Genomic DNA, 11,889 nt, shown 5'->3' on the forward strand with positions numbered 1-11,889 from the left:
TCTCCTAGGCTACGCACGCTGCCCCGGCCGGGTTGTTCACCAGGCGCTCAAGGGTGGTGCGATCCAATAGTTCTGTGTCCAATTTGATGTAAATCGCCGCTTCATCTTCGACGATCACTGCATCTGTCACCCCTACGACGGCCTTCAGGCGCTCGACCAGACCCGCTTCGCGGATCGCCTCGGGCGACAACGGCAAGCGCAGGCTCGTGACGTAAGGTGGTTCGCGCATGGTAACAGCAAAGGCCAGCCAGAGGGCAGCCAGGCCGGCGCATCCGAGGAATACAACCGACAAACCGCCGTGCTGGAACATCCAGCCGCCGAGGATCCCGCCCAGTGCCGAACCGAGGAACTGACTGGTGGAATATACCCCCATCGCTGTGCCCTTGCCGCCTGCCGGTGAAACCTTGCTGATCAACGATGGCAAGGAGGCTTCCAGCAGATTGAACGCGATGAAGAACACCACCGTACCAATCACCAGAGCCCGCAAGCTGTCGCCGAACTGCCAGAAGAATAGCTCAGTGAACATCAGCGTCACGACGGCACCGAGCAAAACTCGTTTCATTTTGCGTCGCTTCTCGCCGTAGATAATGAACGGGATCATGGCGAAGAAGGAAATCAACAACGCAGTCAGGTACACCCACCAATGCTGCTCTTTGGGCAGTCCGGCTTTTTCGACCAGGGCCAGGGGCAATGCAACGAAGCTCGACATCAACATCGCGTGCAACACAAAAATACCCAGGTCCAGGCGCAGCAGGTCCGGATGCTTGAGTGTCGGTATCAGCGCCTGGCGCGCAACGCCGGACTCGCGGTGCTGCAACGGCCCGGTTGCACGCGGCACCATGAACATCACGATGACGATGCCGACCAGCGCCATGCCACCGGTGGCGAAGAACAACCCGGACAGACCGAAGACACGGGTCAGCAACGGGCCTACAACCATGGCGACAGCGAACGACAGACCAATCGTCATGCCAATCATGGCCATGGCTTTGGTCCGATGCTGTTCCCGGGTCAGGTCTGACAGCAATGCCATCACCGCCGCAGAAATCGCCCCGGCACCTTGCAAGATACGTCCGGCGATAACGCCCCAGATCGAATCGGCATTGGCCGCCAGCACACTCCCCAGGGCGAAGATGATCAGCCCCAGGTAAATCACCGGACGACGACCGATGCGGTCGGAAATGAAGCCAAAAGGAATCTGAAAGATCGCCTGGGTCAGGCCGTAAGCGCCAATCGCCAACCCGATGAGGGCCGGGGTCGCTCCTGCCAGGTCCATCCCATAGGTCGCCAGAACCGGCAACACCATGAACATGCCAAGCATACGGAAGGCGAACACCAGGGCCAGACCGCTTGCTGCGCGGGTCTCACTGCCACTCATGCGTTCGCTGTGGGGATCGTGCATGGAAAAACCTCATGTGAACCGGCGGCGATTCTACCAGTCCCATCGATTGACGGGGTATATCGCGACGCTATGACGCGTATAGATGACACAGTCTTCATGCAAGGCTGCGCGCCCCTCATTCGACAGTGTGCATCCATCCAGTATTTGGCCGTATACTCCTACGTTTTCGACGCCCGCCGAGCGAGGCCACTTTGGACAAGATCCTGATTCGTGGGGCCCGAACCCACAACCTGAAGAACATCGACCTGACCCTGCCACGGGACAAACTGATCGTCATCACCGGCCTGTCCGGATCCGGCAAGTCGTCCCTGGCCTTCGACACGCTGTACGCCGAAGGCCAGCGCCGTTATGTCGAATCGCTGTCGGCTTACGCCCGGCAATTCCTGTCGATGATGGAAAAACCTGACGTCGACACCATTGAAGGTCTGTCGCCAGCGATCTCCATCGAACAGAAGTCGACCTCGCACAACCCGCGCTCGACGGTTGGCACCATTACCGAAATCTACGACTACCTGCGCCTGCTCTATGCCCGCGTTGGTATTCCGCGCTGCCCGGATCACGACATTCCGCTGGAAGCCCAGACCGTCAGCCAGATGGTCGACCTGGTGCTGGCACAACCGGAGGGCAGCAAACTGATGCTGCTGGCCCCGGTGATCCGCGAGCGCAAGGGCGAGCACCTCTCGGTCTTCGAAGAACTGCGCGCCCAGGGTTTTGTACGGGCCCGGGTCAACGGCAGGCTTTGCGAGCTGGACGAGTTGCCGAAACTGGATAAACAGAAGAAGCACTCGATCGATGTTGTGGTCGATCGCTTCAAGGTCCGGGCCGATTTGCAACAACGCCTGGCCGAATCGTTCGAGACCGCGCTGAAACTGGCGGACGGTATCGCTCTTGTGGCACCAATGGATGACGAACCCGGCGAAGAAATCATCTTCTCCGCGCGCTTTGCCTGCCCGATCTGCGGCCACGCCATCAGCGAGCTGGAACCCAAGCTGTTTTCCTTCAACAACCCGGCCGGCGCCTGCCCGACCTGCGATGGCCTGGGGGTTAAACAGTTCTTCGACACCAAACGACTGGTGAACGGTGAACTGACCCTGGCCGAAGGTGCGATTCGCGGCTGGGACAGGCGCAACGTCTATTACTTCCAGATGCTCGGGTCGCTGGCCGCCCACTACAAGTTCAGCCTTGAAGTGCCGTTCAACGACCTGCCGGCCGATCAGCAGAAATTCATCCTGCACGGCAGTGGCTCGCAGAACGTCGACTTCAAATACCTGAACGACCGTGGCGACATCGTCAAACGTTCGCACCCGTTCGAAGGCATCGTGCCGAACCTGGAACGCCGCTACCGCGAAACCGAATCGGCTTCGGTCCGTGAAGAACTGGCCAAATTCCTCAGCACCCAGCCCTGCCCGGATTGCCGCGGCACGCGTCTGCGTCGCGAGGCGCGGCACGTGTGGGTTGGCGAGAAGACCTTGCCGGCTGTCACCAATCTGCCGATCGGCGACGCCTGCGAATATTTCGGCTTACTGAAACTGACCGGTCGCCGTGGCGAGATCGCCGACAAGATTCTCAAGGAAATCCGCGAGCGTTTGCAGTTCCTGGTCAACGTTGGCCTGGACTATCTGTCATTGGATCGCAGTGCCGACACACTATCCGGCGGTGAGGCCCAGCGGATTCGCTTGGCTAGCCAGATCGGCGCAGGCCTGGTGGGGGTTCTGTATATCCTCGACGAACCGTCAATTGGACTGCACCAACGGGACAACGACCGGTTGCTAGGCACCCTCAAGCACCTGCGGGACATCGGTAACACGGTGATCGTGGTCGAGCACGACGAAGACGCGATTCGTCTGGCCGACTATGTGGTGGATATCGGCCCGGGCGCGGGTGTACACGGTGGGCATATCGTCGCCGAAGGTACGCCGGCCGAGGTCATGGCTCACCCTGATTCGCTGACCGGCAAGTACTTGTCGGGGCGAGTGAAGATCGCCGTGCCAGCCAAACGCACGCCGCGTAACAAGAAGTTGTCGTTGGCCCTCAAGGGCGCTCGCGGAAACAATTTGCGCAATGTCGATCTGGAGATTCCGATCGGCCTGTTGACCTGCGTGACGGGTGTTTCCGGTTCAGGCAAGTCAACGCTGATCAACAACACACTGTTTCCTTTGAGCGCTACCGCACTCAATGGGGCAACGACGCTGGAAGCGGCTGCTCACGACAGCATTAAAGGCCTGGAACATCTGGACAAGGTTGTGGACATTGACCAGAGCCCGATCGGTCGCACGCCACGCTCCAACCCCGCAACCTATACCGGGCTGTTCACGCCGATTCGCGAGTTGTTCGCCGGCGTGCCGGAATCCCGCTCCCGCGGTTACGGACCGGGGCGTTTCTCCTTCAACGTGAAGGGTGGTCGTTGCGAAGCCTGTCAGGGCGATGGCCTGATCAAGGTGGAAATGCACTTTCTGCCGGACATCTATGTCCCGTGCGACGTCTGCAAGAGCAAGCGCTACAACCGCGAGACGCTGGAGATCAAGTACAAGGGCAAGAGCATCCACGAAACCCTCGAGATGACTATCGAGGAAGCCCGGGTATTCTTCGACGCCGTTCCAGCTTTGGCGCGCAAGCTTCAGACGCTGATGGACGTAGGCCTTTCCTACATCAAGCTGGGGCAATCGGCGACGACGCTGTCCGGCGGTGAAGCCCAGCGGGTGAAACTGTCTCGCGAGCTGTCCAAGCGTGATACCGGCAAGACGCTATACATCCTCGATGAGCCGACCACCGGCCTGCACTTTGCGGATATCCAGCAACTGCTCGACGTACTGCATCGTCTGCGCGACCACGGTAATACCGTGGTGGTGATCGAGCACAACCTGGACGTGATCAAGACCGCCGACTGGTTGGTGGACCTGGGGCCGGAAGGTGGTTCCAAGGGTGGGCAGATCATTGCCGTTGGTACGCCAGAGGAAGTGTCGGAGATGAAGCAGTCCCACACAGGCTTCTATCTCAAGCCACTGCTGGAGCGTGATCGGGCCTGAATCCGGCTCCAAAAAAAGCCCCGTCACTTGCTCAGTGACAGGGGCTTTTGTATCGGTGCAATCAGGCGTGGGATTGCAGGTAGTTCTCGAGACCGATCAACTTGATCAGACCCATCTGCTTTTCAAGCCAGTAGGTGTGGTCTTCTTCGGTGTCATGCAATTGAACCCGCAGCATCTCGCGGCTGACGTAGTCCTTGTGCTGCTCGCAGAGTTCAATGCCCTTGCAGAGCGCGGCGCGGACTTTGTATTCCAGGCGCAGGTCAGCGGCGAGCATGTCCGGCACAGTGGTGCCAACATCAAGGTCGTCCGGACGCATGCGAGGCGTGCCTTCGAGCATCAGAATACGACGCATCAGGGCATCAGCGTGCCCGGCTTCTTCTTCCATCTCGTGGTTGATACGTTCGTAGAGCTTGGTGAAACCCCAGTCCTCATACATCCGCGAATGGACGAAATATTGATCACGGGCTGCCAGTTCGCCTGTCAGCAACGTGTTGAGGTAATCGATTACGTCTGGGTGACCTTGCATCGCCCTACATCTCCCTGCTTTAAAGTCTGTAGTTTGAACCAACCTGACTGGAAGGTCACTCGCCCGACGCTATAAAAGCGAAGATATTCTTAGAAAAGCAGCTTAAATAACGCAAAAACCGCCCAAATGAGGGCGGTTCTGCTTATCGTTTAGACTTAGTTAAGCTGTACGTTGAGTGCCTTTGCGATTGCTTCTCCATACGCCGGGTCGGCCTTGAAGAAATGCTGCAATTGGCGATCAACCACATCGCTGGAAACTCCTGCCATTGCGCCGGCAATGTTGTTGATCAGCAGGTTTTTCTGCTCCTCGCTCATCAAACGGAACAACGCACCGGCGTGGCTGTAGTAGTCGGTGTCTTCGCGATGATCGTAACGATCAGCCGCGCCGCTCAAGGCCAAGGCAGGTTCCGCGTAGCGCGGTGCCTGTTTCGGTGATTCTACGTAACTGTTCGGTTCGTAGTTCGGCGCTGCGCCGCCATTGGCGCCAAACGCCATGGAGCCGTCGCGCTGGTAAGTGTTGACCGGGCTGCGAGGCGCGTTCACCGGCAGTTGCTGGTGATTGGTCCCCACACGATAGCGGTGAGCGTCAGCGTAAGCGAACACGCGACCTTGCAGCATGCGGTCAGGCGACAGACCGACACCCGGGACCATGTTGCTCGGACCGAACGCCGCCTGCTCGACTTCAGCGAAGTAGTTCAGCGGATTGCGATTGAGTTCAAGCTCACCCACCTCGATCAATGGGAACTCTTTCTGCGACCAGGTCTTGGTCACATCGAATGGGTTCTCGTAGTGAGCCGCAGCCTGAGCCTCGGTCATGATCTGGATATTGACACTCCATTTCGGGAAATCACCGCGCTCAATGGCGCCGAACAGATCACGTTGCGCGTAATCCGGATCAGTACCCGCCAGGCGTGCTGCTTCTGCCGGAGCGAGGTTCTTGATCCCTTGCCTGGTTTTGTAGTGCCACTTCACCCAGTGACGTTCGCCATTGGCGTTGATCAGGCTATAGGTGTGACTGCCGAAGCCATGCATGTGGCGATAGCCGTCAGGGATGCCGCGGTCCGAGAACAGGATAGTGACCTGGTGCAACGCCTCAGGCGAATGCGACCAGAAATCCCACATCGCCTGCGCGCTTTTCAGGTTGCTTTGCGGCAGGCGCTTTTGGGTGTGGATGAAGTCAGGGAATTTCAGCGGATCACGAATGAAGAACACCGGCGTGTTGTTACCGACGATGTCCCAGTTGCCTTCTTCTGTGTAGAACTTCAGGGCAAAACCGCGTGGATCACGCTCGGTGTCAGCCGAACCACGTTCGCCACCAACGGTGGAGAATCGCAGGAAGGTCGGGGTTTGTTTGCCGACGGACTCAAACAGCTTGGCACTGGTGTACTGAGTGATGTCGCGAGTCACGGTGAACGTACCGTAAGCACCCGAACCTTTGGCGTGTACACGACGCTCAGGAATGTTTTCACGGTTGAAATGCGCGAGCTTCTCGATCAGGTGGAAATCGTCGAGCAGCAAAGGGCCACGAGGGCCGGCGGAGCGGGAATTCTGGTTGTCGGCGACAGGAGCGCCACTGGCGGTCGTAAGCGTTTTGTTTTGGCTCATGCGATCTCATCCTCTGTCAGTTTTGGAACTGCCGGCTAATCGGCGTGGGAGGGAGTATTGACCATCAATCATGGCACCTACAAATTCATTAATTTGCAGACATCAATAGAAAAATACTACCAACAATCCCGCTCATATACTGAAGGCATGAACCGCAAGGAAGCTTGTACGAACAGCGCGTTTTCTGACACGCACAAAAAACCGGGCACTAGGCCCGGTTCTTTGTTTCAGACTGACGTCTTACTCAGCGGATACAGCTTCACCGCCGACAGGACGATCAACCAACTCGACGTACGCCATAGGCGCGTTGTCGCCAGTGCGGAAGCCGCACTTGAGGATGCGCAGGTAGCCACCCTCACGGGTAGCGTAACGCTTGCCCAGGTCGTTGAAGAGCTTACCAACGATAGCTTTCGAACGAGTACGGTCGAAAGCCAGACGGCGGTTAGCCAGGCTGTCTGTCTTGGCCAAAGTGATCAGCGGCTCAGCAACGCGACGCAGTTCTTTGGCTTTTGGCAGTGTAGTTTTGATCAGCTCGTGCTCGAACAGCGACACCGCCATGTTTTGAAACATGGCCTTGCGGTGCGAGCTGGTGCGGCTCAGGTGACGACCACTTTTACGATGACGCATGGTTCATTCCTTACCAAACACAACGTTCGGTGATTACGACGATCAGGCAGTCGCCTTGTCGTCCTTCTTAAGACTTGCAGGCGGCCAGTTGTCGAGGCGCATGCCGAGGGACAGACCGCGGGAGGCCAGAACGTCCTTGATTTCAGTCAAGGATTTCTTGCCAAGGTTCGGAGTCTTCAACAGCTCTACTTCGGTGCGCTGAATCAGGTCGCCGATGTAGTAGATGTTTTCCGCCTTAAGGCAGTTAGCCGAACGTACAGTCAGTTCCAGATCGTCAACCGGGCGAAGCAGGATCGGATCGATCTCGTCTTCCTGCTCGACAACCACTGGCTCACTATCACCTTTGAGATCGACGAACGCAGCCAACTGCTGTTGCAGGATGGTTGCAGCACGGCGGATAGCCTCTTCAGGATCCAGGGTACCGTTGGTTTCCAGATCAATAACCAGCTTGTCCAGGTTAGTACGCTGTTCGACACGGGCGTTTTCCACCACGTAAGCGATACGGCGAACCGGGCTGAACGAAGAGTCAAGCTGCAAGCGACCGATGCTGCGGCTTTCGTCTTCATCGCTCTGACGCGAGTCTGCCGGTTCATAACCACGACCACGAGCTACGGTGAGCTTCATGTTCAGGGCGCCGTTAGACGCCAGGTTAGCGATTACGTGATCGGGGTTAACGATCTCGACATCATGATCCAGCTGAATATCGGCAGCGGTAACCACCCCCGAACCCTTCTTCGACAAGGTCAGCGTAACTTCGTCTCGACCGTGCAGCTTGATAGCCAGACCTTTAAGGTTCAACAGGATTTCAATTACGTCTTCCTGTACACCTTCGATGGCGCTGTACTCATGGAGCACACCGTCAATCTCGGCCTCGACTACTGCACAGCCGGGCATTGAGGACAACAGGATGCGGCGCAGCGCGTTGCCCAGGGTGTGGCCAAAACCACGCTCGAGAGGCTCGAGAGTGATCTTGGCGCGGGTTGGACTGACAACCTGCACATCAATATGGCGGGGTGTCAGGAACTCATTTACCGAAATCTGCATGGATGCACCTATTTTCTAGCCCTTACTTGGAGTAGAGCTCGACAATCAGGCTTTCGTTGATGTCGGCGGACAGATCACTGCGAGCAGGAACGTTCTTGAAAACGCCCGACTTCTTCTCAGTGTCTACTTCTACCCATTCTACGCGGCCACGTTGGGCACACAGATCGAGAGCTTGGACAATGCGAAGTTGGTTCTTTGCTTTCTCGCGAACTGCGACCACGTCACCAGCACGAACCTGGTAAGACGGAACGTTTACGGTCTGACCGTTAACGCTGATCGACTTGTGCGATACCAGCTGACGGGATTCGGCACGAGTAGAGCCAAAACCCATACGGTATACAACGTTGTCCAGACGGCATTCGAGCAGCTGCAACAGGTTTTCGCCAGTTGCGCCTTTCTTGCCAGCAGCTTCTTTGTAGTAGCCGCTGAATTGACGCTCGAGAACGCCGTAGATACGACGGACCTTCTGCTTTTCACGCAGTTGGGTGCCGTAATCGGACTGGCGACCGCGGCGCTGGCCGTGGATACCAGGTGCTGCTTCGATGTTGCACTTCGATTCGATCGCGCGCACGCCGCTCTTCAGAAAGAGATCGGTGCCTTCGCGACGAGCGAGTTTGCATTTTGGACCAATGTAACGAGCCATTCTTTACAATCTCCTGGATTACACGCGGCGCTTCTTCGGCGGACGGCACCCGTTGTGCGGGATTGGCGTCACGTCGGTGATGCTGGCGATCTTGTAGCCACAGCCGTTCAAAGCGCGGACTGCGGATTCACGACCTGGGCCTGGACCTTTGACGTTAACGTCGAGGTTTTTCAGGCCGTATTCCAGCGCAGCTTGACCAGCACGTTCAGCAGCTACTTGAGCAGCGAACGGGGTGGACTTGCGGGAACCGCGGAAACCCGAACCACCGGAGGTAGCCCAGGAAAGAGCGTTGCCTTGACGGTCGGTGATGGTCACGATTGTGTTGTTAAAAGAAGCATGGATGTGGGCGATGCCATCAACCACTGTCTTTTTAACTTTTTTACGAGGACGAGCAGCAGGTTTAGCCATGATTAATTTCCTGTCGATTCGCTGGGGCGATTACTTGCGGATCGGCTTACGCGGACCTTTACGGGTACGCGCGTTAGTCTTGGTACGCTGACCGCGTACTGGAAGACCACGACGATGACGCAGACCGCGATAGCAACCGAGGTCCATCAAACGCTTGATTTTCATGTTGATTTCGCGACGCAGGTCACCTTCAGTGGTGAACTTCGCCACTTCGCCACGCAGCTGTTCAATCTGCTCGTCGCTCAGATCTTTGATCTTTGCGGCTGGGTTTACCCCAGTCACTGCACAAATTTTCTGTGCAGTAGTGCGACCAACACCATAGATGTAGGTCAGCGAGATAACAGTATGCTTGTTATCTGGAATGTTAACGCCTGCAATACGGGCCATTCAGTGGGACTCCAATTGACAGCTACCTACGCCCCGGAAGCCAAGAAATAGGGCGCGAGATAATATCGCTGTAATAACAAATAATCAACCCGGCAGCGCACTAGCTGCCGGGCTTGAAGCACAATCACACTCAGCCTTGGCGCTGTTTGTGACGCGGTTCCGCGCTGCAAATTACTCGAACAACACCTTCGCGGCGAATAATCTTGCAGTTACGGCACAGCTTTTTCACCGATGCACGAACTTTCATCACCAACTCCTCGAACCTTATGGGTACTCAGCGCAACATGCCGCTGCCGTAACCCTTCAGGTTGGCTTTCTTCATCAGGGATTCGTACTGGTGCGAAACGAGGTGCGATTGTACTTGGGACATGAAGTCCATCACAACCACGACGACGATCAGCAACGAGGTCCCGCCAAGGTAGAACGGAACGTTTGCCGCAACCACCAGGAACTGGGGCAACAGACACACGGCCGTCATATATAGAGCACCGAACAGGGTCAAACGAGTCAGAACGCCATCAATGTAGCGCGCAGACTGCTCACCTGGACGGATGCCCGGAATAAAGGCACCGGACTTCTTCAGGTTTTCCGCTACGTCTTTCGGATTGAACATCAACGCCGTATAGAAGAAGCAGAAGAAAATAATCCCTGCACTAAACAGCAGAATATTCAACGGCTGACCAGGAGCGATCGACTGCGAGATGTCCTGCAGCCAGCCCATACCTTCAGACTGACCAAACCAGGTACCCAACGAAGCCGGGAACAGCAAAATGCTGCTCGCGAAAATGGCCGGAATAACACCGGCCATGTTCACCTTCAACGGCAAGTGGCTAGTCTGCGCAGCAAAGACCTTGCGGCCTTGCTGGCGCTTGGCGTAATGAACAGCAATACGACGCTGACCACGCTCAATGAACACCACGAAACCGATAATCGCTACTGCCAGCAAACCGATGGCAACCAGGGCAAAAATGTTGATATCACCCTGACGCGCAGACTCGAAAGACTGCCCGATCGCTCTCGGAAGACCGGCGACGATACCTGCGAAAATCAACATCGAGATACCGTTGCCAACACCACGCTCAGTAATCTGCTCACCCAGCCACATCATGAACATCGCACCAGCCACAAACGTGGATACCGCGACGAAATGGAAGCCAAAGTCACCAGTGAACGAAACGCCCTGCCCCGCCAGGCCAATGGACATGCCAATTGCCTGAACGAGAGCGAGGACGACAGTGCCGTAGCGGGTGTACTGGGCGATCTTGCGACGCCCAGCTTCACCTTCCTTCTTCAACTGCTCCAGCTGCGGGCTGACGGCGGTCATCAGCTGCATGATGATCGATGCCGAAATGTACGGCATGATCCCCAGTGCAAAGATGCTCATCCGTTCCAGCGCGCCGCCGGAAAACATGTTGAACAAGCTAAGAATGGTCCCCTCATTCTGTCGAAACAGGTCCGCGAGTCGGTCCGGGTTGATACCTGGAACCGGGATGTGTGCGCCTATTCGGTAGACGATAATCGCCAAGAATAGAAAACGCAGACGAGCCCAGAGTTCAGACATACCGCCTTTGCCGAGCGCAGAGAGAGCACCTTGCTTAGCCATTTATTCCTCGAACTTGCCGCCAGCTGCTTCGATAGCCGCACGCGCACCTTTGGTGGCGCCGATTCCCTTTCCGATGGTGACAGCGCGAGTAACTTCGCCGGACAGCATGATTTTCACACGCTGAACGTTGACGTTGATCACGTTGGCATCTTTCAGGGACTGCACGGTGACGATGTCGCCTTCCACTTTAGCCAGCTCGGACAAACGCACTTCTGCGCGATCCATGGCCTTCAGGGAAACGAAACCGAACTTCGGCAGGCGACGATGCAGCGGCTGTTGACCGCCTTCAAAGCCTGGAGCAATGGTGCCACCGGAGCGGGAGGACTGACCTTTGTGGCCACGGCCACCGGTCTTACCCAAACCACTACCGATACCACGGCCCGGACGATGCTTTTCGCGACGGGAACCCGGCGCTGGACTCAGATCATTGAGTTTCATCGATTAACCCTCGACACGCAGCATGTAGTAAGCCTTGTTGATCATCCCGCGATTCTCGGGAGTATCAAGCACTTCTACAGTGTGACCGATGCGACGCAGACCCAGACCCTTAACGCACAGTTTGTGGTTAGGGATGCGGCCGGTCATGCTTTTGATCAGCGTAACTTTAACGGTAGCCATG

Annotated in this window: 13 protein-coding genes; 1 reads left to right on the forward strand and 12 read right to left on the reverse strand. The window is 56.7% G+C overall.

Annotated features, from left to right (window positions below):
• Positions 1–4: 4 nt before the first annotated feature.
• Complete coding sequence (locus ACZ89R_RS14640) at positions 5–1,402, reverse strand: MFS transporter (protein WP_429545395.1); 1,398 nt, start codon at positions 1,400–1,402, stop codon at positions 5–7.
• Between the two features lie 191 nt (positions 1,403–1,593).
• On the opposite strand from ACZ89R_RS14640, the gene uvrA reads away from it, so the two are divergent.
• Entirely contained in the window at positions 1,594–4,428 is a 2,835-nt protein-coding gene (uvrA, locus tag ACZ89R_RS14645) for an excinuclease ABC subunit UvrA (protein ID WP_429545394.1), read from the forward strand.
• Positions 4,429–4,489: 61 nt separating this feature from the next.
• Here uvrA and bfr read toward each other — a convergent pair whose 3' ends face one another.
• From bfr to rpmD, 11 genes are all read right to left on the reverse strand, one after another.
• Entirely contained in the window at positions 4,490–4,954 is a 465-nt protein-coding gene (gene bfr / locus ACZ89R_RS14650; protein ID WP_007896795.1) for a bacterioferritin, read from the reverse strand.
• A 155-nt stretch (positions 4,955–5,109) separates the two neighbouring features.
• The gene (locus ACZ89R_RS14655; protein ID WP_429545393.1) at positions 5,110–6,558 is read right to left on the reverse strand and encodes a catalase; all 1,449 of its coding nucleotides are present in this window, start codon (positions 6,556–6,558) and stop codon (positions 5,110–5,112) included.
• A gap of 240 nt (positions 6,559–6,798) precedes the next feature.
• Positions 6,799–7,185 (reverse strand): 50S ribosomal protein L17, encoded by a 387-nt coding sequence (gene rplQ, locus ACZ89R_RS14660; RefSeq protein WP_007896790.1) that lies wholly within the window; start codon positions 7,183–7,185, stop codon positions 6,799–6,801.
• Between the two features lie 42 nt (positions 7,186–7,227).
• Complete coding sequence (locus ACZ89R_RS14665) at positions 7,228–8,229, reverse strand: DNA-directed RNA polymerase subunit alpha (RefSeq protein ID WP_003186012.1); 1,002 nt, start codon at positions 8,227–8,229, stop codon at positions 7,228–7,230.
• A gap of 22 nt (positions 8,230–8,251) precedes the next feature.
• Positions 8,252–8,872, reverse strand: coding sequence for a 30S ribosomal protein S4 (gene rpsD, locus ACZ89R_RS14670; protein WP_003176404.1), 621 nt, complete (start codon positions 8,870–8,872; stop codon positions 8,252–8,254).
• A gap of 18 nt (positions 8,873–8,890) precedes the next feature.
• Positions 8,891–9,280, reverse strand: coding sequence for a 30S ribosomal protein S11 (gene rpsK / locus ACZ89R_RS14675; protein WP_002555466.1), 390 nt, complete (start codon positions 9,278–9,280; stop codon positions 8,891–8,893).
• Between the two features lie 30 nt (positions 9,281–9,310).
• Positions 9,311–9,667 carry a 30S ribosomal protein S13 gene (gene rpsM, locus ACZ89R_RS14680; protein WP_003186020.1) on the reverse strand — a complete coding sequence of 119 codons (357 nt, stop codon included), beginning with the start codon at positions 9,665–9,667 and terminating at the stop codon, positions 9,311–9,313.
• Between the two features lie 130 nt (positions 9,668–9,797).
• Entirely contained in the window at positions 9,798–9,914 is a 117-nt protein-coding gene (gene rpmJ, locus ACZ89R_RS14685) for a 50S ribosomal protein L36 (protein ID WP_002555468.1), read from the reverse strand.
• 27 nt (positions 9,915–9,941) lie between these two features.
• Positions 9,942–11,270 carry a preprotein translocase subunit SecY gene (gene secY, locus ACZ89R_RS14690; RefSeq protein WP_008073883.1) on the reverse strand — a complete coding sequence of 443 codons (1,329 nt, stop codon included), beginning with the start codon at positions 11,268–11,270 and terminating at the stop codon, positions 9,942–9,944.
• Entirely contained in the window at positions 11,271–11,708 is a 438-nt protein-coding gene (gene rplO / locus ACZ89R_RS14695) for a 50S ribosomal protein L15 (protein ID WP_007896782.1), read from the reverse strand.
• A 3-nt stretch (positions 11,709–11,711) separates the two neighbouring features.
• On the reverse strand, positions 11,712–11,888 hold the full coding sequence (gene rpmD, locus ACZ89R_RS14700) for a 50S ribosomal protein L30 (protein WP_003186033.1): 177 nt from the start codon (positions 11,886–11,888) through the stop codon (positions 11,712–11,714).
• Between the last annotated feature and the right edge of the window lies 1 nt (position 11,889).

It is taken from the genome of Pseudomonas sp. TE3728 (assembly GCF_056279145.1).